This window comes from Mycobacterium sp. (genome assembly GCF_050700595.1).
In the GTDB taxonomy this organism is placed as follows: domain Bacteria; phylum Actinomycetota; class Actinomycetes; order Mycobacteriales; family Mycobacteriaceae; genus Mycobacterium.
In genome coordinates, this window is sequence record NZ_JBOHHI010000180.1 from 1 (window position 1) to 24,184 (window position 24,184).

The 24,184-nt window shown below is 67.8% G+C and carries 22 protein-coding genes and 1 pseudogene; 11 read left to right on the forward strand and 12 right to left on the reverse strand.

Going from position 1 to position 24,184, the window contains the following annotated elements; genetic code table 11:
- Positions 1-142 precede the first annotated feature (142 nt).
- The gene (locus ACRDTL_RS16525) at positions 143-2,143 is read right to left on the reverse strand and encodes a zinc ribbon domain-containing protein (protein ID WP_431507787.1); all 2,001 of its coding nucleotides are present in this window, start codon (positions 2,141-2,143) and stop codon (positions 143-145) included.
- A gap of 155 nt (positions 2,144-2,298) precedes the next feature.
- Between ACRDTL_RS16525 and ACRDTL_RS16530 the strand changes: the two are divergent.
- Positions 2,299-2,421: pseudogene (locus ACRDTL_RS16530) on the forward strand (transposase family protein); the annotation flags it as partial.
- 97 nt (positions 2,422-2,518) lie between these two features.
- On the opposite strand, the gene ACRDTL_RS16535 reads toward ACRDTL_RS16530, so the two are convergent.
- Positions 2,519-2,848 (reverse strand): hypothetical protein, encoded by a 330-nt coding sequence (locus ACRDTL_RS16535; RefSeq protein WP_431507817.1) that lies wholly within the window; start codon positions 2,846-2,848, stop codon positions 2,519-2,521.
- Between the two features lie 108 nt (positions 2,849-2,956).
- Here ACRDTL_RS16535 and ACRDTL_RS16540 point away from each other — a divergent pair, with 108 nt between their 5' ends.
- Together ACRDTL_RS16540 and ilvA are read left to right on the forward strand one after the other, a co-directional pair.
- Positions 2,957-3,394 (forward strand): nitroreductase family deazaflavin-dependent oxidoreductase, encoded by a 438-nt coding sequence (locus tag ACRDTL_RS16540; RefSeq protein WP_431507788.1) that lies wholly within the window; start codon positions 2,957-2,959, stop codon positions 3,392-3,394.
- A 42-nt stretch (positions 3,395-3,436) separates the two neighbouring features.
- Positions 3,437-4,720, forward strand: coding sequence for a threonine ammonia-lyase (ilvA, locus tag ACRDTL_RS16545; protein WP_431507789.1), 1,284 nt, complete (start codon positions 3,437-3,439; stop codon positions 4,718-4,720).
- On the opposite strand, the gene ACRDTL_RS16550 is transcribed toward ilvA, so the two are convergent.
- Both ACRDTL_RS16550 and ACRDTL_RS16555 read right to left on the reverse strand, forming a co-directional pair.
- A complete protein-coding gene (locus ACRDTL_RS16550) occupies positions 4,708-5,130 on the reverse strand; it encodes a PIN domain-containing protein (RefSeq protein WP_431507790.1) in 423 nt (140 codons plus the stop codon). The two genes, ilvA and ACRDTL_RS16550, sit on opposite strands and share 13 nt — an antisense overlap.
- A complete protein-coding gene (locus ACRDTL_RS16555) occupies positions 5,117-5,356 on the reverse strand; it encodes a hypothetical protein (RefSeq protein WP_431507791.1) in 240 nt (79 codons plus the stop codon). The genes ACRDTL_RS16550 and ACRDTL_RS16555 overlap by 14 nt, the downstream gene beginning before the upstream one ends.
- A gap of 120 nt (positions 5,357-5,476) precedes the next feature.
- Here ACRDTL_RS16555 and ACRDTL_RS16560 point away from each other — a divergent pair, with 120 nt between their 5' ends.
- Positions 5,477-6,976: a threonine/serine ThrE exporter family protein gene (locus tag ACRDTL_RS16560; RefSeq protein ID WP_431507792.1), complete on the forward strand. Its 1,500-nt coding sequence runs from the start codon at positions 5,477-5,479 to the stop codon at positions 6,974-6,976.
- On the opposite strand, the gene treZ is transcribed toward ACRDTL_RS16560, so the two are convergent.
- From treZ to ACRDTL_RS16590, 6 genes are all read right to left on the reverse strand, one after another.
- Positions 6,870-8,603: a malto-oligosyltrehalose trehalohydrolase gene (gene treZ, locus ACRDTL_RS16565; RefSeq protein WP_431507793.1), complete on the reverse strand. Its 1,734-nt coding sequence runs from the start codon at positions 8,601-8,603 to the stop codon at positions 6,870-6,872. The two genes, ACRDTL_RS16560 and treZ, sit on opposite strands and share 107 nt — an antisense overlap.
- Positions 8,603-10,894 carry a malto-oligosyltrehalose synthase gene (gene treY, locus ACRDTL_RS16570; protein ID WP_431507794.1) on the reverse strand — a complete coding sequence of 764 codons (2,292 nt, stop codon included), beginning with the start codon at positions 10,892-10,894 and terminating at the stop codon, positions 8,603-8,605. Before treY ends, treZ begins: the two co-directional genes overlap by 1 nt.
- Before the next feature lie 3 nt (positions 10,895-10,897).
- Positions 10,898-13,069, reverse strand: a complete 2,172-nt coding sequence (glgX, locus tag ACRDTL_RS16575) for a glycogen debranching protein GlgX (protein ID WP_431507795.1) — start codon at positions 13,067-13,069, stop codon at positions 10,898-10,900.
- Positions 13,070-13,097: 28 nt separating this feature from the next.
- Entirely contained in the window at positions 13,098-15,269 is a 2,172-nt protein-coding gene (locus tag ACRDTL_RS16580; RefSeq protein WP_431507796.1) for an acyltransferase family protein, read from the reverse strand.
- A 65-nt stretch (positions 15,270-15,334) separates the two neighbouring features.
- Positions 15,335-16,000, reverse strand: a complete 666-nt coding sequence (gene ripD / locus ACRDTL_RS16585) for an NlpC/P60 family peptidoglycan-binding protein RipD (RefSeq protein WP_431507815.1) — start codon at positions 15,998-16,000, stop codon at positions 15,335-15,337.
- Positions 16,001-16,227: 227 nt separating this feature from the next.
- Entirely contained in the window at positions 16,228-16,641 is a 414-nt protein-coding gene (locus ACRDTL_RS16590) for a hypothetical protein (protein WP_431507797.1), read from the reverse strand.
- A 63-nt stretch (positions 16,642-16,704) separates the two neighbouring features.
- On the opposite strand from ACRDTL_RS16590, the gene ACRDTL_RS16595 reads away from it, so the two are divergent.
- Genes ACRDTL_RS16595 through ACRDTL_RS16610 form a run of 4 tightly spaced genes read left to right on the forward strand, consistent with a single transcriptional unit; the run spans position 16,705 to position 20,354 of the window.
- The gene (locus ACRDTL_RS16595) at positions 16,705-18,009 is read left to right on the forward strand and encodes an adenosylmethionine--8-amino-7-oxononanoate transaminase (protein ID WP_431507798.1); all 1,305 of its coding nucleotides are present in this window, start codon (positions 16,705-16,707) and stop codon (positions 18,007-18,009) included.
- 4 nt (positions 18,010-18,013) lie between these two features.
- Positions 18,014-19,165: an 8-amino-7-oxononanoate synthase gene (locus ACRDTL_RS16600; RefSeq protein ID WP_431507799.1), complete on the forward strand. Its 1,152-nt coding sequence runs from the start codon at positions 18,014-18,016 to the stop codon at positions 19,163-19,165.
- Positions 19,162-19,842 carry a dethiobiotin synthase gene (bioD, locus tag ACRDTL_RS16605; RefSeq protein WP_431507800.1) on the forward strand — a complete coding sequence of 227 codons (681 nt, stop codon included), beginning with the start codon at positions 19,162-19,164 and terminating at the stop codon, positions 19,840-19,842. Before ACRDTL_RS16600 ends, bioD begins: the two co-directional genes overlap by 4 nt.
- Entirely contained in the window at positions 19,842-20,354 is a 513-nt protein-coding gene (locus ACRDTL_RS16610; RefSeq protein ID WP_431507801.1) for a 2'-5' RNA ligase family protein, read from the forward strand. Before bioD ends, ACRDTL_RS16610 begins: the two co-directional genes overlap by 1 nt.
- Here the strand turns inward: ACRDTL_RS16610 and ACRDTL_RS16615 are convergent.
- A complete protein-coding gene (locus ACRDTL_RS16615; protein WP_431507802.1) occupies positions 20,304-20,918 on the reverse strand; it encodes a TetR/AcrR family transcriptional regulator C-terminal domain-containing protein in 615 nt (204 codons plus the stop codon). The genes ACRDTL_RS16610 and ACRDTL_RS16615 overlap by 51 nt on opposite strands.
- A gap of 55 nt (positions 20,919-20,973) precedes the next feature.
- Between ACRDTL_RS16615 and bioB the strand changes: the two genes are divergently transcribed.
- From bioB to ACRDTL_RS16630, 3 genes are read left to right on the forward strand one after another with little or no spacing between them, the layout of a single operon-like run.
- Positions 20,974-21,978 carry a biotin synthase BioB gene (bioB, locus tag ACRDTL_RS16620; protein WP_431507803.1) on the forward strand — a complete coding sequence of 335 codons (1,005 nt, stop codon included), beginning with the start codon at positions 20,974-20,976 and terminating at the stop codon, positions 21,976-21,978.
- A gap of 26 nt (positions 21,979-22,004) precedes the next feature.
- Complete coding sequence (locus tag ACRDTL_RS16625; RefSeq protein ID WP_431507804.1) at positions 22,005-22,244, forward strand: hypothetical protein; 240 nt, start codon at positions 22,005-22,007, stop codon at positions 22,242-22,244.
- Positions 22,241-22,876: a DUF2567 domain-containing protein gene (locus ACRDTL_RS16630; protein ID WP_431507805.1), complete on the forward strand. Its 636-nt coding sequence runs from the start codon at positions 22,241-22,243 to the stop codon at positions 22,874-22,876. Before ACRDTL_RS16625 ends, ACRDTL_RS16630 begins: the two co-directional genes overlap by 4 nt.
- On the opposite strand, the gene ACRDTL_RS16635 is transcribed toward ACRDTL_RS16630, so the two are convergent.
- Positions 22,842-24,179, reverse strand: coding sequence for a lipase family protein (locus tag ACRDTL_RS16635; protein WP_431507806.1), 1,338 nt, complete (start codon positions 24,177-24,179; stop codon positions 22,842-22,844). The genes ACRDTL_RS16630 and ACRDTL_RS16635 overlap by 35 nt on opposite strands.
- Positions 24,180-24,184 lie beyond the last annotated feature (5 nt).

Below are 24,184 nucleotides of genomic sequence, written 5' to 3' on the forward strand. Positions count from 1 at the left end.
CCGGAAATGCCTTCCCGAACGCCGGACAAAACGACTTCGACAATCGTTATTGTCCCAGTTCAGAAGGCATTTTCGTTATTTACACGCCGATCAGATCACCGGCTTATCCACGGATTGAGGCTAAGAGTTGATCCGTAATCGGTCATACAGCGCCAATCAGCTTGGGGGCTGGTTGTTTTCGGCTGGTCCCGCGACGTCCAGGCTTTTGGCTTGGTCTGTTTGGGGGTGGGCCAGGTGCTGCTCGTTCAGCAGAGGCCACCACCGGGTGGTGGCTGCCGGTCCTGGCCGATCCAGCATTTGGCGATGCTGGTGGCTGGTGCCGGTTGACTGAACCCTCCCACTCTTGCTGGGAGGCCAGCCACGCCCGCAGAGCGTGGGCAAATCGGTAGTCCACCCGCGCGGTGCGCGGGTCATCAGGATCGGCAAGCGTGACGCAGGCTGCCAGCGTGGCGGAGGTGACGTCGCGATCAGCGTGCAACCCGCAGGTCGGGCAGTCATGGGTGCGCTGCGCCAGGGTTTTGGGCACCCGCGCCCCGCACAGGCAGTTTTGACTGAGCGCGGTTTTGCGGGTGCCGGCGCGATCAAGCCGGCCACCGGTGGCGGCACATTCCTGCTTTAGCGCGGCAACCAGCATGCCTGGGCTAAACAGCTGAATACGTTTGCCCCACAACCTTGCCCAGGTCGAGATGCGGCAGTCCTCCACGGTGATGGTGTTGCCGTGGGTGGCCACGATCCGCGCGGCAACCTCGGTGGCGCGGGCGTGTTTGGCTTGACTGGCCGCCCGGGCCTGGGCGGCATGCTCGGTGCGGATGCGCTGATAGCGGCGTGAGAGCGTGTCGTGGCGGTAGACTCGCAGGGGCACTCCGTCAGCGCGGGCCGCCCGGGCGCCGCCGGGGTTGGTGACCACTTTGGGCGCCAGCCCTTTAGCGGCGCGGCGAGTCGCCCGCTTGTGTTGCCGCGTCGAGGGACGGTAGTGCCCAGGGTTGGTGTTGCGCCGGGAGCGATCCAGGGCGCGCTGGCGGACCCGGGCTTTTTTGGCCGCGCGCGCCGCCGCGCGCTGGTGGTCCTCGGTGCAGGCGATGTGGTCAACCGCCAGCTGCTCGGGCTGCTCGCCAGGGAACGAGGCGACCGCCAGGTTGGACACGTTGGCATCCACCCCCGCCCGTCGGTCAGCCGGGGTCTTGGCGCGGCGAGCCCGAGTGGCCGGGGACTGATACCCGCTTTGATGCACCAGCAGATGCGCGTAGTAGCGCCACCCACCGGGTGCCCTACGATCGGGCACGCGCACCAGGTCGATCTTGTGCCACGCACTCGGGTCGGCCAGGAAATGCGCCAGGTGCGCCCACTGCCGGCTGCCCTGGGGGCCTCGCACCGGCATCACCACATCGCCGGCGGGCAGGCCGGTGAACACCACTGCCAGGGCACCGTTGTGATCGGCCCACGAGCCCGTCGCCGGTTTGGGCGGGGCGGGCATCCGGACCGGCTGGGACAGAACCGAGGTCCCCGCGGATGTGGCCGCCGCCGCCGCGGTGCTCACCGACGCGGGCAACCGCGGGTTCCGGTAAGCCTTGAGGTGTCCATTTAGGCTGCCGACCAGCCGGTAGGTTTCCCACACCGGCCGGCTCTTGGTGTGGGAGCGGGCCCGCCCGGGGATGCGGGTGAACTCTCGCCACGCGCCGACCCTGGGCGGTCCATGTCGGCGCCCTGAGGAGTCGGCGAACAGGTGCCGGTCGATCGTTTCCCACACCTCGTCGGCCATATGCAGACCGACAGCTTTGGTCAGGTGATCGCGCATCCAGCCACTACGTTCGATGTGCGCCTTGGCGGCGGCCTCCATGGCCTTGCGGGTCAACCCCAGCCGCGCCCGCAATCCCTTCGGATCACGCTGGCGCTCATGATGGGCCGCCCAATACGCGCGACAGCGTGCTGCGGCGTCGCGCTGCAGCGCCCGGCGCAGCCGAAACACCGCCTCCCACTGCCGCTGCACCCGCCGGCGGGTGCGCTCATCGCCGACATCGAGCTCCAGCCGGATCACCGACACCGGTCCGTCATAGCTGAAGTTCGACGCCTTCGACTTCCCCCGCCGCCGCGGCACCATGGCACCGCTGGTGACGGTGCTGGTGTCGGTCGGCGCGATTGCCATGCCGGCTATGGAACCATCCGCTGCCACACCGATACCGAAACCTACCGCCACTGACCGGACTAACTCACGGCCGAGTCCACACCGTTTGTGTCCTGACCCGACATCGTCTCCGGCCGCGCCCCGCACGCCCCTGGAGCCGTCCGCTGCCCACGCGGGTGCTGCTGGTGCTGATCCACTTGCGCACCAACCTGACCACCCGCGCCCTGGCCGCGCTATTCGATCCCAGCCAATCGGCCCTCGACCGCATCATCGATCATCTGGTCCCGGTGCTGGCCCGCGAACTACGACCCGCCCCGCACATCCGCACCCATCCTGGATCATCGACGCCACCCTCATCCCGGCGCACGACCAACCCATCACCGCCATCAGCAAGAACTACCGGCACAGGCTCAACACCCAGATCATCATCTGCGCCCACCGGCGGCGCGTGCTCCTCACCGGCCCATGCCGGCCCGACAACCCCACCGACGTTATCGTGGCCCGCCACACCGTGCTGCCACTGCTCGCTGGCCACGTTGTCCTCGGCGACAGCGCATACCGCGGCATCAACAGCATCACCACCCCGCGACCTGACCGTGCCGGCCGCGCGACCACCACTACCGGGCACACCGCCGCATCCGGGCCCGCGTCGAACACGTCATCGCCCGACTCAAGGACTGGCAAATACTGCGACAATGCCGCCGCCGAGGCGACACCATCAACCACAGCCGCCAAATCATCGCCGGACTATCGAACCTCAAGACCCACACCAAATTAAGGGTCAAGTCTTAGTCGCGAGACGGCGGCACCCATGCGGCCGTTAAGCTGGTCGGCATGCCGCTTTCAGGTGAATACGCACCCAGCTCGCTCGATTGGTCCCGCGAACAAGCCGACAAGTACATAGAATCCGGCGGAACCGACGGCACCGAGATGCAGGGAAAGCCGGTCATTTTGCTGACCACCGTCGGAGCCAAGACCGGCAAACTCCGCAAAACACCGTTGATGCGGGTCGAGCACGACGGCCAGTACGCGATCGTGGCGTCGCTGGGCGGCGCTCCGAAGCATCCGGTCTGGTACCACAACGTCAAGAAGAACCCGCGGGTCGAGTTGCAGGACGGGCCGGTCCGCGGCGACTACCAGGCGCGTGAGGTGTTCGGCGACGAGAAGGCCACCTGGTGGGAGCGGGCCGTCGAGGCCTGGCCGGACTACGCGAAATACCAGACCAAGACCCAGCGGCAAATTCCGGTCTTCGTGCTGACCCCGGTGCACTGAGCCGCTGGTCAGGCGGAATTCACCGCGTGGCACCATTGACCGGTGTCCGCCCAACCGAGCCAGAACACCCCGAACGGCGGGCCGCTGTCCGCGGCCGACATCGACGCGGCGGCCGGGCGAATCGCCGGCGTGGTCACACCCACGCCGCTGCAGCCCAGCGATCGATTGTCGGCGGCGACCGGTGCGAGGGTCTATCTCAAACGGGAAGACCTGCAGTCGGTTCGTTCCTACAAGCTGCGCGGCGCCTACAACCTGCTGGTGCAGCTGTCCCCGGAGGATATTGCCGCCGGCGTGGTGTGCTCGTCGGCGGGCAATCACGCCCAGGGCTTCGCCTACGCCTGCCGGGCGCTGGGGATCCATGGCCGCGTCTATGTGCCGGCCAAGACGCCCAAGCAAAAGCGTGACCGCATCCGCTATCACGGCGGCGACTTCATCGAGCTGATCGTCGGCGGGACGACCTACGACTTGGCCGCCGCGGCCGCGCTCGACGATGTGGCCCGCACCGGGGCGACGCTGGTCCCGCCGTTCGACGACCTGCGGACCATCGCCGGGCAGGGCACGATCGCCGTCGAACTGCTCGACCAGCTCGACAGCGAGCCGGGTATGGTCGTGGTCCCGGTGGGAGGCGGCGGGTGCATCGCCGGCATGACCACATACCTGGCGGAGCGTACGACGAACACCTCGGTGCTGGGCGTCGAACCCGCGGGCGCGGCGGCGATGATGGCCGCGCTGGCCGCCGGCGGGCCGGTGACCTTGGACGATGTCGACCAGTTCGTCGACGGTGCCGCGGTGAACCGGGCCGGAACGTTGACGTATGCCGCACTGGCCGCGGCCGGCGACATGGTGTCGATCACCACGGTCGACGAGGGCGCGGTGTGCACCGCCATGCTCGACCTCTATCAGAACGAGGGCATCATCGCCGAACCCGCCGGCGCGCTGTCCGTCGCCGGCCTGCTGGAGGCCGACATCGAGCCGGACTCCACCGTGGTCTGCCTGATCTCGGGCGGCAACAACGACGTGTCCCGCTACGGGGAAGTGCTGGAGCGCTCGCTGGTGCACCTGGGTCTCAAGCACTATTTCCTCGTCGACTTCCCGCAGGAGCCCGGTGCGCTGCGGCGCTTTCTCGACGACGTACTCGGGCCCAACGACGACATCACGTTGTTCGAGTACGTCAAGCGCAACAACCGCGAGACCGGTGAGGCGCTGGTCGGCATCGAGCTGGGTTCGGCCGCGGACCGCGACGCTCTGCTGGCCCGAGTACAGGCCACCGAGATTCATGTCCAAGCGCTCGAGCCCGGCTCGCCGGCCTATCGCTACTTGTTGTAGCCACTGCGGAACGGATTCTCGACCCGTACGCCGGCGTAGTCTTCGCCGTCGGCGAGGTCCTCCGAGAGCACGACATCACACCTGAGCGCGCGGCCGGCTTCAATGATCGCGGCATCCCAGTACGACAGGCCAAAACGCCGACGGGTGGCAAAGGCGGCCAGCATCAGGTCGGCGGTAACGGAGGCCACGGGAAATCGCATGAACGATTCCACCAGCTCGACGGCCTGCTCATGGGTGAGCGGATCCGGCCGGCTCTTGCGAGTCGCCTGGACGTAGAACTCCTGCAGAACCTGAACGGACAGCGACAGGTCCCGGGCGGCCAGAATTTCGTTTGCGCGTTGCGCTTTGTCCCGCTCTTGTCGATCGCGCGAGATCGCGTAGAGCAGGATGTTGGTGTCAACGAACCGCACGGTCGTGGACGGCCTCGCGACTCAGACGGTCGCCTGCGCGGAAGCGCCGGATTGCACTTTGGACCCGCCGCTGCTTCGCCTCCAGCCGCACGAACTCCGACTCCCGTTCGGAAAGCGAATTCAGGTACTCCGCGACGAGGGCGCTCAGCGACTTGCCGAGTTCCGCAGCCCGAATCCGGGCCCGGTGGTAGACGTCTTCGGAGACCGAGACGGTGATATTTTTCACAGGCTCACAGTATCACAGTTCCTGTGCTGATGTTATCTGTCGGCGGGCCGCTGGCAATACAGCTTGGACGGAACCTCCGCCGAACCCTTTAGACCGCCCCTACGACAAGACAGGAGTGCGGTGACACAGCAGCCGGGACACTCGACAGCGGTCAACGACCAAGCCGATGCACCGCAGGAGGCGCGCCACACCACGGTCAACATGGACGAGCCCGGCGTTCGGCGGGTTCTCGATGTCGCGCTGCGCCTCGGGCAGCTGCTGCTGGGCTGCCAGGCGGGGACGGCAGACGTCGTTTCCACCATCGTGGTGGTCACCACCGCCTACGGTCTCCCCGCTACCCAGGTAGACGTCACCGCGAACTCGATCACGGTGTCGGTGCCCAGAGCGGTGCCGGGTGCGCCGGTCACCGCGATGTACGTGGTGGAGTCGCGGTCGCTGGACTACACCCGCCTGCAGTTGGCCACCGACCTCGCCCAGCACGTCGTCGACACCACACCGGAACCCGAGTGGATACAGGGGCAGTTGGGCACATTGGAACGCGCCGAACATCCCTACCCGGGCTGGGTTGCCACCGTCGCGTTCGGGGCGATGGCCGGCAGCTTTTCCCTGCTGTTCGGCGCCGGGGCACTGGTGGTGGCGATCGCGACAGTGACCACCGCGCTGATCGACCGGGTCGGCCGCATCCTCAACGGCTGGCACGTGCCGATCCTGTTCCAGCAGGCAGTCCACGCCCTGCTGGCCACCGGCGTCACCGTCGGACTTGACGCCGCCGGCCAGCTGCCCGCCGGCACCGCGCCATCAGTGGTGGTAGCGGCCAACATCGTGGCGCTGCTGTCCGGCGTGGCCACCGTCGGCTCTGTGCAGGACGCCATCACCGGCTACCAGCTCACCGCCGTCTCGCGGGCAATGGACATCGCGCTCTCGTCGGCAGGCATCCTGGTCGGTGTCACCATCGGGGTGCGCATCGGGGTGGCCGCCGGTGTGGACGTCAGCGTGAGCCCCGACGTGCCGGTCGGCCCCCTCGGCGTGCCAGTGCGTGTGCTCGCGGGCGCGATCGGGGCAGCTGCAGCGGCCGTCGCGAGCTACGCGCCGGTCCGGGCGGCATTGGCGGCAGGCGCTGCCGGGGCGACCGGCTCGCTGCTCTTCGTCGGGCTGTACGACGTCGCCGGGGCGAACCCCATCGCGAACTCGTTCGTGGCCGCCGCCGCGATCGGTCTCGGCGCGACTGTCGGCGCGCGCCGGAATGTCGCTGTACCGGGGCTTCGTCCACTTGGTCAACGGGCAACCGGCCACCGGGGCCGGCGCCCTTTTCGTGGCCGCAGGGACGGCGCTGGCGCTCGGTGCGGGCGTGGTGCTCGGGCCGTTGCTCGCGCCCTCCATCCGGCGCGAACTCGCCCGCTATCGCCCGCGCCGTCGGGGAGGTTCGCGGCGCCACCTGACCAGCCAGCACCGCATACCCCAACTCGCCGGCATCCGGTACAGCGGACGCAGGCCGGCTCGCTCGCAACCGTGATCATGCGACGGCGACAGTCCGCACGATGGCGAACGAATGCCCGGCCAGCTCGGTGGCGCTGCCGCCGACGGCCGGCGAGCCCCAGGCCAGCACCACCTCGCCGGTGACCGGAACCCGCGCCGCTTCCGTGCCGAGGTTGCAGGCGATGGTCAACCGGCCGCGGCGCATCGCGATCCAGCGCTGCTCCTCGTCGTAGTCGATGACCAGGTCGGTAAGCCACGGATCGGCCAGGTCGGGTTCTGTGCGCCGCAGCGCGATCAGGTCCCGGTAGGTGTCGAGCAGCCGCGCGTGTTCGCCGGCGCCGGCTTCGTCCCAGTCGAGTTTGGAGCGCTGGAAGGTCTGCGGATCCTGCGGGTCGGGAATCTCGTCGGCGTCCCAGCCGTGCTCGGCGAATTCTTTCCTGCGTCCCTCGGCGGTGGCGCGGGCCAGTTCAGGTTCGGGATGGGAGCTGAAGAATTGGAACGGGGTGGACGCGCCCCACTCCTCGCCCATGAAAAGCATTGCCATGTACGGTGATCCGAGTACCAGGGCAGCCTTGACGGCGAGCTGGCCGTAGGTCAGGTTCTGCGACGGGCGATCGCCCACGGCGCGGTTACCGACCTGGTCGTGGGTGCATGTGTAGGCCAGCAGCCGGGTGGCCGGAATCCTCGCCGTATCCAGCGGCCGGCCGTGCCGGCGGCGCCGAAATGACGAATACGTGCCGGCGTGAAAGAAGCCGTGGCGCAACGTCTGCGCCAGCGTCGCCAGCGATCCGAAGTCGGCGTAGTAGCCCTGGCGCTCGCCGGACACCGCGGCGTGGACGGCGTGATGGATGTCGTCGTCCCACTGGGCGGTGATCCCGTAGCCGCCGTCACCGCGGGGGGTGATCAGCCGAGGATCGTTGCGGTCGCTCTCGGCGATCAGCGACAGCGGATGAGCGAGTTGCCCGGCAAGCACGTCGGTTTCGGCGGACAACTCCTCGAGGATGTGGATCGCGGTGGTGTCCACCAGCGCATGCACGGCGTCCAGGCGCAGGCCGTCGGCGTGGAAGTCGCGCAGCCAGCGCAGCGCGCAGTCGATGATGTAGCGGCGGACTTCGTCGGAGTCGGCGTCGGCGATGTTGATGCCTTCGCCCCACGGGTTGCTCGCCGACGACAGGTACGGACCGAACCGCGGCAGGTAGTTGCCCGACGGACCGAGGTGGTTGAACACCGCGTCGATCAGCACACCCAGCCCGCGGCGATGGCACGCCTCGACGAACCGCACCAGCGCGTCCGGGCCGCCGTAGGGTTCGTGCACCGCATACCAGAGCACGCCGTCGTATCCCCAGCCGTGCGTGCCGGAAAACGCGTTGACCGGCATCAGCTCGACGAAGTCGACACCGAGATCGACCAGGTAGTCCAGCTTTTCGATGGCCGAGTCGAAGGTGCCATCCGCGGTGAACGTGCCGGTGTGCAGCTCGTAGATCAGTGCACCCTGGACCGATCGGCCGGACCAGTCGCCGTCGGTCCACGTCACCGCGGCCGGATCCCACAGCGCCGAGCGACCGTGTACGCCGTCGGGCTGGCGGGGTGAACGCGGATCGGGCAGCACTACCGGGTCGTCGTCGAGCAGATAGCCGTAGCGGGCGTCCGGCCCGGCGTCGACGGCGGTGCGCCACCAGCCGTCATCCGAGCGCGTCATGGGGTAGCATTCTCCGTCGACGTCGAGACGCACCTGCTCGGGTTTGGGTGCCCAGACCGCGAATTCGCGCATCAAGTGCGTTCCAGCAGAGCCACCGGCAGTTCGGCGAACAACTCCGTCGCCGGCACCGCCCCGCTGACCACGGCACCGGTCAGCGTGTCGGTCCACGAGCCTTCCGGCAGTGGCAGCATGGTGTCGCCCCAGCCGGCGTCGGCCAGCCGGACCGTCCAGCGGGTGACGGCCACCAGCACGTCCTGGGCGCGCCCAAACGCCACGATGTGGTCGGTGCCGCTTCCGGCGGCCAGCACCGGGTGATAGCCGCCGTGCAGAAAGGTGTCCGGGTGGGCGCGGCGCAACCGGAGCGCTGCGGCGACCACCCGGATCTTGGGATGCCGCAGCGATTTCAGCGCTGCCCGTCGCGCAGGGTAGTTCACCGGCCGCCGGTTGTCCGGGTCGACCAGGCTGTCGTCCCACAGTTCGGTGCCCTGATACACATCGGGTATCCCCGGCACGGTCAGCGCCAGCAGCTTCTGACCCAGTGCATCATTTTCGGCGTGCGCATCGAGCTGAGCGGCAAGGCTCGTCAGCTCGCGGGCGGCCGGCCCGTCCAGTACGGTATCCAGCCAGCTGTGCACCGCTTTCTCGAAGTCGGTGTTCGGGTCATTCCAGGTGGTATGCCAGGCCGCTTCCCGGATCGCCTTCTCGGTGTAGGCGTGTAGCCGGTCACGCAGCTCTCCGGTCACCTCGTCGTGCACCGGCCAGACCCCGAAGATGTTTTGCCACAAGAACAATCCGGTGGCCGGGTCCGGGGAGGGCGTGGCGGTCTCCCAGCGGGCGACGAACTCTGCCCACAGTGACGGGACCTGGGACAGTACACCGATGCGGGCGCGGACGTCCTCGCTGCGTTTGGTGTCGTGGGTGGACAGTGTCGTCATCGTCCGTGGCCACAGCCGGGCGCGAGTCGCGGCACGCTGGTGAAATTCTGCGGCGCCCACACCGAACCGCTGCGGGTCGCCGCCCACCTCGTTGAGCGACACCAGCCGGGCGTCCCGGTAAAACAGGCAGTCCTCGACCGATTTGGCCGTCACCGCGCCGCACAACTGCTGGAGCCGCACCGCGGGTTCACGGCCGTCGGCCAGTGCGGCGGCTACGATCTGCAAGGGCCGGCGCAATTCCGGGGCAGCCGACTCGGTTTCGGCCAGCGCCGCCGGCAATGTCGCGGCCAGGCCGAGGTAGTCGCAGCGGTACACGCCGATGTGGCCGACCAGCGCCGCCACCGCGTCGGGCAGCTGCGGATGGTCAGCACCCGCAGTGGCGACGATGCAGCGGCGCAGCCGGTCCAACTCGTTTGCCAGAGTGCCGTTAGTTGCGACCGCCTTCAGTTCGCGCAAGAGCGTGGGCAGGCGTTGGCAGTCGATGCCGGTCGATTCGAACAACGCTGTCAATGCCGGCGCGCCATTCGGGTCGACGAAAAGCCCGCCGATTTCGCGCAGCACATCGTAACCGGTGGTGCCGGCCACCGGCAGTGTCGGCTCGAGCGCCTCGTCGGCGGCAAGGATCTTCTCGATGACGATCCAGGCATCCGGCCCAAGCAGCGCCCGCAACCACTCCGAATACCCGGCGGGGTCGGATAATCCGTCGGGGTGGTCCACGCGCAGGCCGTCGACGAGTCCCTCGCCGCACCAGCGGGCCACCTGGGCATGCCATGCGTCGAACACCGCGCGATCTTCCTGGCGCAGCCCGGCCAGCGAGGTGATCGAGAAAAATCGGCGATAGCCACACAATCCGCTCCGCCACCCCACTAGCCGGTAGTGCTGGCGGTCGTGTACTTGCGCTCCGCTGCCCTCGCCGGTGCCGGGGGCGATCGGAAAAGCCAGATCGCCCAGCCGCAGCAGGTCGCCGTCCACGGTCAGGTCCGCGACGTCGTCGTCAGAACCCAACACGGGCAGGATGATTCGGCCGTCGCCGAGTTCCCAGTCGATATCGAAGAACCCGGCGAACGCCGACGATCGGCCGTGCCGCAACACGTCCCACCACCACGAGTTCTGCTCGGGCTTGTCAATGCCAACGTGATTGGGCACGATATCGACGATCAGGCCCATCCCGCGGGCTCGCGCCGCGGCCGACAGCCGCACCAAACCGTCGGCGCCGCCGAGCTCGGCGGACACGCTGGTCGGGTCGGTGACGTCGTAGCCGTGCGCCGACCCGCGCACCGCGGTCATGATCGGCGACAGGTACAGGTGCGACACCCCGAGTTCGTCGAGGTAATCCAGCAGCTTCTCAGCGTCGGCGAAGGTGAACCCGAACCCGCTGGGCGCACCCCGAAGCTGTAGCCGGTAGGTGGCCAGTACCGGAACAGCCATGTGTCACAGAGTCTTACGCAATAAGAGCATGGAGCGTGGCTGCAACGAGACCCCGTCGCCGGCGTTCACCACCAGATCGGCGTCTCCGGCAGGATGCATGGTGTCCAGCTCTACAGTCCACTCGCTGGCGTATTCGTCGCGCGGCATGACGAAGTCCACCACATGGTCGTGGGCGTTGAAGCACAGCAGAAACGAGTCATCGGCTATCCGCTCACCACGGACATCGGGCTCGGGAAGGGCGTCCCCGTTGAGCAACACCATCACACACTTCCCGAATTCGCTGTCCCAGTCCTGCCGGGTCATCTCCTGGCCGCCTGGTGACAGCCAGGCGATGTCGCGGACTTCGTCGGCGCCGCGGATCGGCCGGCCCTCGAAGAACCGGCGCCGACGGAGCACCGGATGGTCCGTGCGGCAGCGGGTCACCTTGCGGGTGAAGGCCAGCAAGTCGGTGTTCTTCTCGGCCAGCGACCAGTCCACCCAGGACAGCTCGGAGTCTTGGCAGTAGACATTGTTGTTGCCTTGTTGAGTGCGCCCGAACTCGTCGCCGTGGGCGATCATCGGAGTGCCCTGGGACAGCATCAGGGTGGCCATGATGTTGCGCATCTGCCGGCCGCGCAACTCCAGGATGTCCGGGTCGTCGGTCGGGCCCTCGACGCCGCAGTTCCACGACCGGTTGTAGTTCTCCCCGTCGCGGTTGTCCTCGCCGTTGGCCTCGTTGTGTTTCTCGTTGTAGGACACCAGGTCGCCCAGCGTGAACCCGTCGTGAGCGACGACGAAGTTGATGCTGGCAATGGGCCGTCGGCCGGTTGCCTCGTAGAGGTCGGAGGAGCCGGTCAGCCGGGACGCGAACTCGCCGAGGGTCTCAGGTTCGCCGCGCCAGTAGTCGCGCACTGTGTCGCGGTACTTGCCGTTCCATTCGGTCCACAAACCCGGAAAGTTGCCCACTTGGTAGCCGCCTTCGCCGACATCCCACGGCTCGGCGATCAGCTTGACCTGGCTGACCACCGGATCCTGCTGCACCAGGTCGAAAAACGTTGACAGCCGGTCGACGTCGTAGAACTCGCGGGCCAGCGTGGCGGCCAGGTCGAAGCGGAAACCGTCGACGTGCATGTCCAGGATCCAGTAGCGCAGCGAATCCATGATCAACTGCAAGGTATGTGGGTGCCGCACGTTGAGGCTGTTTCCGGTGCCGGTGAAGTCCTTGTAATACCTGGGGTCGTCGTCGACGAGCCGGTAGTAGGCGGCATTGTCGATGCCACGGAAGTTGATGGTCGGGCCGAGGTGATTACCTTCGGCGGTGTGGTTGTAGACCACGTCCAGGATGACCTCGATGCCTTCTTCGTGGAACGCGCGGACCATGGCTTTGAATTCGGTCACCGCGCCGCCGGGTTGCCGGGTCGCCGCGTACTGGTGGTGCGGCGCTAAGAAGCCGAACGTGTTGTAGCCCCAGTAGTTTCGTAAACCCAGCTCGAGCAGGCGGTGGTCATGCAAGAACTGGTGCACCGGCATCAGTTCGATCGCGGTGACGTTCAGCGACTTGAGGTGATCGATGATCACCGGGTGGGCCACCCCGGCGTAGGTGCCTCGCAGTTCCTCGGGAATGCCGGGATGGGTCTGCGTCATGCCCTTGACATGCGCCTCGTAGATGACGGTCTCGTGATATGGGGTGTGCGGCGGCCGGTCATGCGCCCAGTCGAAGAACGGATTGATCACCACGCTGGTCATGGTGTGGCCCCGCGAGTCGATCATCGGGGGAGCACCCGTCTCCGCGGGATCTTTGGCCGCAGCCGCCATGTCGTAGGAGAACAGCGCCTGACTGAACTCGAAACCGCCGTAGAACGATTTCCCGTACGGGTCGAGCAACAGCTTGCTGGGATCGCATCGATGACCGGCGGCCGGGTCGAACGGTCCATGCACCCGGAACCCGTAGCGCTGTCCGGGGGTGATGTTGGGCAGATACGCGTGCCAGACATGCCCGTCGACCTCGTCGAGGCTGTACCGGGTTTCGCTGCCGTCTTCGGCGATCAGGCACAGCTCGACCTGGTCGGCGATTTCGGAGAACAGCGAAAAGTTGGTGCCCGCGCCGTCGTAGGTGGCCCCCTTCGGGTACGGGCTTCCGGGCCACAAGGTGCTCAACGTGGGCGCTGCGCCGTCGGTGGTTCCCTTCGATGCCATCAATCCAACTTATCCGCGTCGCCGCGGGTCACCACCAGCCGGTGGCGGCAGCGACCTGTCGGCCCAGCTCGTTGGTCATGGTCCGCATGTAGGTGGCGGAGATGTGGTGGGCGTCGTGGTAGATCAGCACATTTCCCTCCACCGCGCGACACATCTGGGCACGGCACACCGTGTCGCTCATGTCCAGTGGTTTGAGCAGCGGGTACTGCTCGACGAAGTCGATAGTCGGGTTGGTCTCGGATAGCACATCGGCGCGCTTGATGCCGCACGACTGCGCGTTGCCGCCTTTGGCCAGGCAGTCAGCCGGCTCGAATGGGTTGCCGTCCTTGACCAGCCACGGCGTGTCACGCATCGCCAGGACCGGAATGTTGTTGTCGGAGAACGTCTGCCAGATGCCGATATAGGTCCCCGGCATCACATCGCCGGGTTTGATGTTCCACGGCCGGGTCGATGTGGTGAATACGAAGTCGGGGTGGTCGGCGATCAACTTCGCCATGGTCTTGCCCACCCACTCGTGGCACTGGGGATAGGCGGCGTTGTTGCCCATGATCATCGGAATTTCCTCGGTGGACAGCGCGCAGCCCATTTTGAGGTAGGTCACCACCTTGAAGTGGTGCATGCGGCCCAGCAGGTCGAGAGCGGTGAGCCAGTGTTCGGCATGCGATCCGCCGGCCAGCGCGATGGTGCGGGCGGCGTTTTCATCGCCGTACGTGCAGGTGATCAGCGCGGGGTTGGTGAAATCGCTGATGCAGCCGTCCTTGGTCGCGGCCGGCAGGTCGGCGCTGGCCTCCAACACGGTGGGCCGTATCCGCAGTTTGGCCACCCGCACGTGTTTGACCAGTGCGCGCGCCCCGGGATAGTCGTGCGAACTGAGCCCGGACAGCTCTTTGCCGTCGGCGCGTTGCACGGTGACGTGCTCGCACCAGGTGAACGACGTCGCGGTGAGTGTCACGCCCAGCAGGGCCACTGCCGAACCCAGGACCATCGTCGGACGGCGCAGCCGGGACCGCCATGGGATGGTCCGGACCAGCGTCGGCGAGGCGTTCACCGGCGCGCGATACCGCAGCGGATCCTCGACCAGTCGCATGGTCAGGTAGGCCAGCACACCGGAGATCAGCAACACCACGGTGCCCTCGACGAAGGTGGCGTGTCGGTGGCCTGTATACGACAGCCAGAAGATCAGCAACGGCCAGTGCCACAGGTACAGCGAATAGGCCATCGCCCCAAGCGTGAACAGCGGCCCGACCGCCAGGATCCGGTTGGGCAGCGGCATCCGGTCGCGGGTGCCCGGATGGGCCTGGCGGTTGGCTCCGGCGAGGATGAACAGCACCGTCGCCCCGACCGGGACCAGCGTCCACGGCCCCGGGAACTCCCGGACGCCGTCGATGAGTGCTCCGCAGGACAGGATCGCCGCCAGCGCGACGGTCGCGACCAGCGTGCGAAGCCACATCGGCCAGCGGATGTAGGGGACCAGCGCGCCGGCCAGCGCCCCGATCAGCAGCTCCCAGCCCCGCGCGAAGCTGTTGTAATACGCGGTCGCCTGGTTGGCCTGGTGAGCAAAGATCGCGTACCCGAACGACGCGGCGGTCAACGCGCTGAGCACCAGCACGTACATGCTCCGCTGCCGATCGCCCAGCCGATGTCGGCACAGATACGCCAACCCGAAGACCAGCACCAGAAACGCGACATAGAACTGGCCCTGCACCGACATCGACCAGATGTGCTGCAGCGGGCTGACCGCTTCGCCGGCCCGCAGATAGTCGGCCACCGTGTCGGCGAGTTCCCAGTTCTGGTAGTAGCCCAGGCTGGCCAGGCTCTGGTTGGCGAAGGCCTCCCAGCGGGTCTGCGGCTGCACCAGGATGGTCAGCAGCGCACAGCCCGCCAGCACCACCACCAGAGCCGGCAGCAACCGGCGGATCAGCCGGGCCACTTGGGGCAGCAACGACAGCGGTGACGCGGGATTGAGCGCGGTGCGCAGCACCTTGCCGCCGAAGAAGAACCCGGACAACGCCAGGAACACGTCGACGCCGCCGGACACCCGGCCGAACCAGACGTGGAACATCGCCACCAGCGCGATGGCGATGCCGCGCAGGCCGTCGAGGTCGTGGCGGTAGAAACCTGTCTTCCGGGTTCCCATCGCGGCGGGTGCCGATTCCGGAACGGCAGCGGGCGCCGGTCGGGTCGGGGACAGGGTCAGCATGATCAACTGACAATTTACCTAACTCGTCAGTCGCCTTCGGCCACGAAGGCTGAGCTGCCGCCCGATCAGGACTCGATGATCCTGGTCAGGTATGGAGTCATGTTGGTGGTACGTGCCGCTGAGACCGTGACAGCGGGCTCGGTGCCCTCGATCATCTGTCCGTTTCCGAGGTACAGCGCGACGCTTTGGCTGCCACCGGGGCCGTAGCAGAGCAGATCACCGCGGCGTGCCTGCGCTGGCGGGACCTTGCGGCCGACGTTGCACTGCTCGTTCGACCTCCGCGGCATCTTGATGCCGGCGCCGGCGAAGGCGTACTGAATCAGACCGGAAGCGTCGAATCCGACGGTGGTGCCGGGGAGGGCGCCGGTGCCCGGGGCAGTGCCGGGGAGGGCGCCAGTGCCGGGGGCCGTGCCGGGAATGGTGCCGACGCCCGGGGCGGTGCCGGGAATGGTGCCGGTGCCCGGGGCGGTGGTGCCGGGGAGGGTGCCAATGCCCGGGAGCGCACCCGGCCCGGTGGCGGTGCTTTGGCGGACCCCATTGGTGGGCCCTGACGCGTTGCCGCCGCCGTAGACATACGGCACGCCGCGTTGTGAAAGGGCTCGCTGGATCACGTAATCAATGGGCTGCCCATAGCCGGATGGTCGCGGGTCAGCGTTCGCCAGACCCGCGTTGGCCACCATTGCGGTCATCGCCACGGCCACGCCGGCCGTGACGGCGTAGATGCGCCTCATGTTGAATCCCACCTCTCCCGGCCTCGGCGCGGTGACTTCACGCAGCCGGAGACTAGTCACAACAGTCACTACAGTCACTTCTACAACAAAAGGCTGCGCTGGCCCATAGGTCGGGCGGGTTCGGAAGGATAACTTTGTCGTACCGTGACCGAACGGTGACCGCTTGTCTCGCCGGCGCTCAATCTTTAGTGCGCAGTTGTGATTTCGCTCTCACCCTGCGAATGCCGTCAGTGCCGATAATGTTCGCTGAAGGCGGTCATCGCCGAGCCGGCCACCGAGCAGAGAACGGTGATGGCGATAGCCAAGATCGGCCAGAAAAACATGTACCAGCCCTTGACCAGGGAAACGCACGGGCCGATCACCGCCGCGGTGACCGCCGCACCGATACCGCCCCACACCACCGGATAGATCCACAGATCGATGCCGAACGGCACTGGCGGGCAACTATCCGCGGGGCACACGTCCGCCACGAAGCCGAAGAGCCGCGAGGGCCAACTTGTGGTCGTGGCCACCACGAACAACGCCGTCCATATTGCGACGGTGCAGATCACGTCCCAGAGAATCAGCCGCACTCGCGGTGATTTCCGGTCGTCGGAGCCTTCGCCCGGGTAGCGGTCATCGGGCTGATGCGGCGGAGCCATGGGGTTCAATGCTTCCCGATGGCAGGCGTTTCTGCGACCGGCGCTGCATTACCCTCGATTTCCATGCCCGCGTTGACGCCCGAGCAGATCAGCGCGATCGATGCCGCCCATCTGTGGCATCCCTACAGCACGATCGGCGCCGAAGCAGTGCCGCCGGTGGTTGCGGTCGGCGCCCGCGGCCCCTGGCTGACGCTGATCCGCGACGGCACGCCGACCAGGGCGCTCGACGCGATGAGCTCTTGGTGGACCGCGATCCACGGGCACGGCCACCCGGCTCTCGACGCGGCGCTGACCACGCAGCTGGACACGATGAACCACGTCATGTTCGGCGGCCTGACCCACGAGCCCGCCGCACGGCTGGCAAAGCTGCTCGTCGACATCACTCCCGCCGGCCTGGAGACGGTGTTCTTCAGCGACTCCGGATCGGTGTCGGTGGAGGTCGCGGTCAAGATGGCGTTGCAGTACTGGCGCAGCCGCGGCCGGCCCTCCAAACGGCGGCTGATGACCTGGCGCGGCGGCTACCACGGCGACACCTTTATTCCGATGAGCATCTGCGACCCCGACGGCGGCATGCACGCGCTGTGGAAAGACGTGCTGCCCGCCCAGGTGTTCGCCCCGCAGGTGCCCGGTGACTACGACCCGGACTACAGCGCGGCGTTTAGGTCGCAGCTGGTGCAGCACGCCGACGAACTGGCCGCCGTCGTCATCGAACCCGTCGTGCAGGGCGCCGGCGGGATGCGCTTCCACGACCCGCGTTATCTGCGTGACCTGCGCGAGATCTGCACCCGGCACGAGGTTTTGCTGGTGTTCGACGAGATCGCGACCGGCTTCGGCCGCACCGGTGAACTGTTCGCCGCCGACCACGCAGACGTGAGCCCGGACATCATGTGTGTCGGCAAAGCGCTCACCGGCGGATACCTCGGCCTGGCCGCCACGTTGTGCACCACCGACCTCGCGCACACCATCAGCTCCGGTGCGGCCGGTGCGCTGATGCACGGGCCCACATTCATGGCCAACCCGCTGGCCTGTGCGGTCTCGGTGGCCAGCGTCGAATTGCTGATCGGCCAGGACTGGCGGTCGACGGTAGCCGAGATCGGCGCCGGGTTAGCCGCCGGGCTGCAACCGGCGTGGGACCTGCCCGCGGTGACCGACGTCCGGGTGTGTGGAGCGATCGGTGTCATCGAATGCGACCGGCCGATCGACCTGGCCGTCGCCACCCCGGCGGCACTGGATCACGGGGTATGGCTACGGCCGTTCCGCAACCTGGTGTACGCCATGCCGCCGTTCGTCTGTGGGGCCGCTGAGATCGCGCAGGTCACCTCGGCAATGGTCGACGTGGCAAGGCTCACCGGCTCTCGTAGGCTGTAGGTCGATGAGGGCACCGATCGATGTTTCACCGCTGGCCTGGCTGGAGGTGGTCGAGCAGCAGCGCCGGCACGCCGGGCTGCGGCGCTCGCTGAGCCCGCGTCCGGCGGTGGCTCCCGAACTGGACCTGGCGTCCAACGACTATCTGGGTCTTTCGCAACATCCGGAGGTCATCGAGGGCGGTGTGCAGGCGCTGCGCACCTGGGGCGCCGGCGCGACCGGTTCACGCCTGGTCACCGGTGACACCGAGCTGCATCAGGAATTCGAGTCAGCTTTGGCTGAATTCGTCGGTGCAGCAACAGCTTTGGTCTTTTCATCTGGATACACCGCGAATCTGGGGGCGGTTGTCGGATTATCGGGCCCGGGTTCGCTGTTGGTGTCGGACGCCTATTCGCACGCCTCGCTGGTCGACGCATGCCGGCTGTCGCGGGCCCGGGTGGTGGTCACCGGCCACCGCGACGTCGACGCGGTGGACGCGGCGCTGGCCGCGCGGGACGAGGAACGCGCTGTCGTCGTCACCGACTCGGTGTTTTCCGCCGACGGCGCGCTGTCGCCGGTACGGCGGCTGCACGAGGTGTGCCGTCGCCACCGCGCGCTGCTGATCGTCGACGAGGCGCACGGTCTCGGGGTGCGCGGTGTGGGCGGGCGTGGCCTGCTGCACGAGCTCGGCCTGGCCGGGGCGCCCGACGTGGTGATGACGACCACGCTGTCCAAGGCGCTCGGCAGCCAGGGCGGTGCGGTGCTCGGTTCGGCGGCGGTACGGGATCACCTGATCGACGCCGCCCGGCCGTTCATCTTCGACACCGGTCTGGCCCCGGCGGCACTTGGCGCGGCGCTGGCCGCGCTGCGGGTGCTTGCCGCCGACCCGTGGCGGCCGCGAGCGGTGCTTGCGCATGCCCGCACCCTGGCCGAGATCTGCAACGTGACGCCGGAGCCGCAATCGGCCGTGGTGTCGGTGATCCTCGGCGATCCGGAAGTGGCGCTGGGCGCCACAATCGCTTGCCTGGACGCCGGGGTGCGGGTGGGTTGCTTCCGGCCGCCGACGGTTCCCGCAGGTACGTCGCGGTTGCGGCTGACCGCCCGCGCGTCGCTGGATAGCGACGAGCTCGCCCTGGCGCGGCGGGTGCTGACCGACGTACTCGCGACGGCGCCGCGTTGACGGTCCTGGTCGTCACCGGGACCGGCACCGGCGTCGGCAAGACGATCGCCACCGCGGCGCTGGCCTGCCACGCCCGGCGGGCCGGTGTGGACGTTGCGGTATGCAAACCGGTGCAGACCGGCACCGACGCCGGTGACGACGACCTCGCCGAGGTAACCCGGTTGTCCGGGGTGACCGAAGTCGCCGCGCTGGCGCGCTATCCGCAGCCCATGGCGCCGGTGGCTGCCGCCGAACGAGCCGGACTACGTCTGCCCACCGGCGCCGACGTGTTGGCTCTCGTCCGCGGTGTCGACTGGCCCGGGCGGTTGACCCTGGTCGAAGGCGCCGGCGGGCTACTGGTCGAAATCGCCCGCGACGGGATCACGCTACGCGACGTCGCCGTCGATCTCGGAGCCGCGGTGCTGGTGGTGGTCACCGCAGAACTGGGGACCCTCAACCACACGGCGTTGACATTGGAAGCCCTTGCTACGCATGGACTCTCGTGTGCCGGACTGGTGATTGGCAGCTGGCCGGCGCGGCCCGCCGCAGTGGAGATCTCCAATCGCGCGGCACTGGCCAAGCTGGCGCCGGTGCAGGCGGTGTTGCCGGCCGGGGCGGGGTCGCTGGACGCCGCCGAGTTCGCCGCGCTCAGCACGGGCACGTTCGACGGCGGCTGGGTAACCGCGTTGGTCGGCTGATGGTCCATTCGATCGAGCTGGTCTTCGACGCCGACACCGAAGCGGCGATCCGCCAAATCTGGGACGAGCTGGCCGCCGCCGGCATACCCAGCCAGGCGCCGGCGTCGCGCCCGCACGTGACCCTGGTGGTGACCGACCGGATCGCTGCGGAGGTCGACGAGCTGCTGTGCCCCGTGGTCGAGCGCCTGCCGCTGTGCTGTGCCGTCGGCGGGACACTGCTGTTCGGCAGGGCGAAGCCAATCCTGTCACGGCTCGTCGTGCCGACGGCCGAGTTGCTGGTCCTGCACGCAGAAGTGCACCGACTGTGCCACCCGCACCTGGTGCCCGAAGCGATGCCCAACAGCCTGCCCGACCAGTGGACACCGCACGTCACACTCGCCCGACGGGTCGGCGGGAGTCAGCTGGGCCGGGCGCTGCGCATTGCCGGAAGACCATCGCAGATCGACGGCAGCTTCGCCGGCCTACGCCGGTGGGACGGCAACAAGCGGGCCGAGCACCCGCTCGGGTGCTGATTGCACGGCCAAACCGTCGATCAGCAGCCGCAGCCCGAAGGCGAAATCGCGGCTCGGGTCAGCTGCCGGGGGCGTTACCGAAGCACCCGCTGCATCCCACTGCAGGCGGGATTGCTCGTCGGCGGTGACGCCCAGCACGTAGTAGACGATGGTGCGCGCGGCCGGCAAGGACTGGGCATCGGCCAGCCCGGCGTGGGTGGCGGCGTCGGCCAGCAGCGACAGGATCTGCGCGATGCCGCGGGATTGGCCGGCCGCGAAGCTCGCCGAGACCAGCTCTGCGGCGTCGGTATGCGACAACAGGGCATCGCGTAGCCGGACGCAGACCGTGCGCACCCGCCCGCGCCAGTCGGTGGCCGGGCCGAGCCCGGAGTCGGTGCAGGCCGGGCGTAGCACCTGGTCGGCGACGGCGCCGAGCAAGTGCTGCTTGTCGGCGAAATGCCAGTACAGCGCCCCGGGAGTGATCGCGAGCTCGCGGGCCAACCGGCGCATCGTCAAATCGGCGAGCCCGTAGTTGTCGAGGATCGCCGTGGCGGCTTCGACCACGTCACGTTTGTGCAGCTGCACACCGCTACCCTAACCTGAACACTGTTCAAGTTCGTCCCGACGAGCAGGAGAACATGTGAACCGCGCCGACGACATCTTGGCGGTGGCCCGGCAACAGGTGCTGGAGCACGGCGAACCACTGAACCAGGACCAGGTGCTGGCGGTGTTGCAGATGCCCGACGACCGCCTCGAGGAGCTCTTGGCGCTGGCTCACCAGGTCCGGATGGCCTGGTGCGGACCCGAAGTCGAGGTGGAAGGCATCATCAGCCTGAAAACCGGTGGGTGCCCGGAGGATTGCCACTTCTGCTCGCAGTCGGGTCTGTTCGCCTCGCCGGTGCGCAGCGCCTGGCTGGATATCCCGAGCCTGGTGGAGGCGGCCAAGCAGACCGCCAAGACGGGCGCTACCGAATTTTGCATCGTGGCCGCGGTGCGCGGCCCGGATGAGCGGCTGCTGGCCCAGGTGGCCGCCGGCATCGAGGCGATCCGCAACGAGGTCGACATTCAGATCGCCTGCTCGCTGGGCATGCTCACCGAAGACCAGGTGGAGCGGCTGGCTGCGATGGGTGTGCACCGCTACAACCACAACCTGGAGACCGCCCGCTCGTTCTTCGTCAACGTCGTGACCACCCACACCTGGGAAGAGCGCTGGGAGACGCTGCGGATGGTGGGTGAGGCCGGGATGGAGGTGTGCTGCGGCGGCATTCTCGGCATGGGGGAGACGCTGGAACAGCGCGCCGAATTCGCCGCCGACCTCGGCGAACTCGACCCCGACGAGGTGCCGCTGAACTTCCTCAACCCGCGGCCGGGCACTCCGTTCGGCGACCTGGAGGTGCTGCCGGCCAGCGAAGCGCTGAAAGCTGTCGCCGCCTTCCGGCTGGCGTTGCCACGCACCATGCTGCGTTTCGCCGGCGGCCGCGAGATCACCCTGGGTGACCTGGGGGCCAAACGGGGCATGCTGGGCGGGATCAACGCAGTGATCGTCGGCAACTACCTGACCACGCTGGGCCGCCCGGCCGAGGCGGACCTGGAGTTGCTCGACGATCTGCAGATGCCGATCAAGGCGCTCAACGCAAGCCTGTAAAAGTGGCTGGCGGTAGAAATAGGAGCATGGTCCGCGATCTGCCCGCGCTCCTCGGCGCGGGCGTCTACAACGTTTATTCCGGCCTACGCCGGGATGAGCCGGCCGGCCCCTCGGAGCCGGCGGCCGCCCGACTCGGGCTCGAGCCGCCCCGGTTCTGCGCCGAATGCGGCCGACGGCTGGTCGTGCAGGTCCGGCCCGACGGCTGGTGGGCGAAATGTTCGCGACACGGGCGGGTGGACTCCGCCGACCTGCAGGCACAGCGATGAGCGCGGTGGCTCCGGGCGCACCCCGCACCTCACGGCTGCGGGCCATCGGCATCGTGGTGGCAGGTTTGCTGCTGACGGGTGCACCGATCGGCGCGTTGTGGGCGTGGATGGCGCCCGCGGTCCACGGTGCGGTGGCTCTCACCCACGACGGGGACCGGGTGCACGACTATCTGGGTGCCGAATCCGAGCACTTCTTCGTCGCTGCGGTGCTGATGTTCGGACTAACGAATGTGGTCGCCGTGGTGGCGGCCGTGCTGGCCTGGCAATGGCGCCCGCATCGCGGGCCGGGGATGGTCGCCGGGCTTTGCGTCGGTGTGCTGGGGGCCGCCGCGGTCGCTGCCGGCACAGGTGCGCTGCTGGTGCACTTACACTACGGCACAGTCGATTTCGATGCGGCGCCGGTGACACACGATAACCCGGTGTACTACTTCACTGAGCCGCCGCCGGTATTTTTCGGTCACACCGCGCTGCAGATCGCCTGCACGCTGCTGCTGCCGGTAGCGACCGTCGCATTGGTGTATGCCTTGCTGGCTGCCGCAAGCGCGCGTGACGACCTGGGCGGTTATCCCGTTATCGAATCGCCTGCGCCTGAGCCGGTTACAGCGGACGTCGGTGCACCGTCCGGCCGGTGATCACCTTGGCCGCGATCACGGCGAGCCGCGCCATACCCACATAGGTGGCCGGGTTGAACATCGTCGGCCACTGGGTCCGGATCAGATGATCGGTCAGTGGTCGACGCGTGAAGCGATCCTGTAGCCACCGCAGCGTCATCGGCGCCGACAGCGGGTGCAGCAGGATGTGCTCGCAGAACGCGTCGCGATGATAGGTGACATTCGTCCCACCGGCTGAGTAGGCGTCGGCCAGCTCGTCGATGTCGTCGACGTCGATCAGGTAGTCGTGCACGGCCTGCACGATCAACACCGGTGGCGCAGGCGCCGCGGTGCCCAGCTTGGTGCTGTCGAAGACGTGCGCGACCTCCGGCATCGACAGGATCTCGTCGAGCGGGCGATCCAGGTAATCGCCCATGTCCTTTCTCGCCATCCGGATGACTGCCGCCGCGGTCGTCATCGTCTCCAGCTCGCACAGCAGGGCACGCCCCTCGTCACTGGTGTGCTCCTTGATCACCCGATCCAAGTCGGGGTAGACGTGCGCCAGCGCGGCCACCACCATCGCCGGCAAGCCGGAAAAGAAGGTGTGATTCAGCCGGCGGAAGGTGTGACCAAGATCACCGACGGGTGAGCCGAGCACCGCGCCGACGATGTCCAGCTCGGGTGCGTAGCCGGCGCAGATTTCCGCGGCCCACGCGCTGGCCAGTCCGCCGCCGGAATATCCCCACAGTGCCACTGGGGCCGACGGGGACAGCCCCAGGCGCTCCGAGCCGAGCGCGGCCCGGACACCGTCGAGGATGTAATAACCCGGCTCGTACGGCGCGCCCCACGTCCCGTGGGGACCCTCGTGGTCGGGCACCGAGACCGCCCAGCCCTCGGCCAGCGCGGCGTTGATCAGCAAAAACTCCAGCTGTGCCAGCGCCCCGATGGCTTTGGCGTGCCGCCGCAGCGCGTAAGACGGGAAACAGCGCGACGTCACCGCGTCGATCGCGCATTGGTAAGACAGCAGCGGGCACGGCTGCTGTCGATCCCGGCCGGGAGGCACGATCACCGTGGTCACCCCGGCTTCCGGCAGCCCATTCATGTCCGTTGTGCGGTACAGCAGCTGCGTCGCGTTGACACGCTGTGGGACCAGGCCCAGATAGGCGAGTTCGACCTCGCGTGAGTGCAGCACCGTTCCGGGCGAGGCGTGCTCAAAGCCGGGCGGCGGCTGGTAGAAGGGGTCCTCCGATGGCAGCAGCGGGCGGGCGCCCGGCTGCAACTCCTCATGCTGCGGCCGACCGATCCACTCGGCACCGGTTGTCTTCGCGAGGCTGCCAATGTCCATCGGGG

Excerpts from the sequence above, each read along its gene's own strand:
- ACRDTL_RS16600 (WP_431507799.1), top strand. The coding sequence starts at position 18,014 with ATGAGGGCACCGATCGATGTTTCACCGCTGGCCTGGCTGGAGGTGGTC.
- treZ (WP_431507793.1), bottom strand. The coding sequence starts at position 8,603 with ATGCGCGAATTCGCGGTCTGGGCACCCAAACCCGAGCAGGTGCGTCTC.
- ACRDTL_RS16595 (WP_431507798.1), top strand. The coding sequence starts at position 16,705 with ATGCCCGCGTTGACGCCCGAGCAGATCAGCGCGATCGATGCCGCCCAT.
- ACRDTL_RS16580 (WP_431507796.1), bottom strand. The coding sequence starts at position 15,269 with ATGCTGACCCTGTCCCCGACCCGACCGGCGCCCGCTGCCGTTCCGGAA.
- ACRDTL_RS16630 (WP_431507805.1), top strand. The coding sequence starts at position 22,241 with ATGAGCGCGGTGGCTCCGGGCGCACCCCGCACCTCACGGCTGCGGGCC.
- glgX (WP_431507795.1), bottom strand. The coding sequence starts at position 13,069 with ATGGCATCGAAGGGAACCACCGACGGCGCAGCGCCCACGTTGAGCACC.
- ACRDTL_RS16590 (WP_431507797.1), bottom strand. The coding sequence starts at position 16,641 with ATGGCTCCGCCGCATCAGCCCGATGACCGCTACCCGGGCGAAGGCTCC.
- ACRDTL_RS16625 (WP_431507804.1), top strand. The coding sequence starts at position 22,005 with ATGGTCCGCGATCTGCCCGCGCTCCTCGGCGCGGGCGTCTACAACGTT.
- ACRDTL_RS16610 (WP_431507801.1), top strand. The coding sequence starts at position 19,842 with ATGGTCCATTCGATCGAGCTGGTCTTCGACGCCGACACCGAAGCGGCG.
- ACRDTL_RS16540 (WP_431507788.1), top strand. The coding sequence starts at position 2,957 with ATGCCGCTTTCAGGTGAATACGCACCCAGCTCGCTCGATTGGTCCCGC.
- treY (WP_431507794.1), bottom strand. The coding sequence starts at position 10,894 with ATGGCTGTTCCGGTACTGGCCACCTACCGGCTACAGCTTCGGGGTGCG.
- ripD (WP_431507815.1), bottom strand. The coding sequence starts at position 16,000 with ATGAGGCGCATCTACGCCGTCACGGCCGGCGTGGCCGTGGCGATGACC.
- ACRDTL_RS16525 (WP_431507787.1), bottom strand. The coding sequence starts at position 2,143 with ATGGCAATCGCGCCGACCGACACCAGCACCGTCACCAGCGGTGCCATG.
- ACRDTL_RS16635 (WP_431507806.1), bottom strand. The coding sequence starts at position 24,179 with ATGGACATTGGCAGCCTCGCGAAGACAACCGGTGCCGAGTGGATCGGT.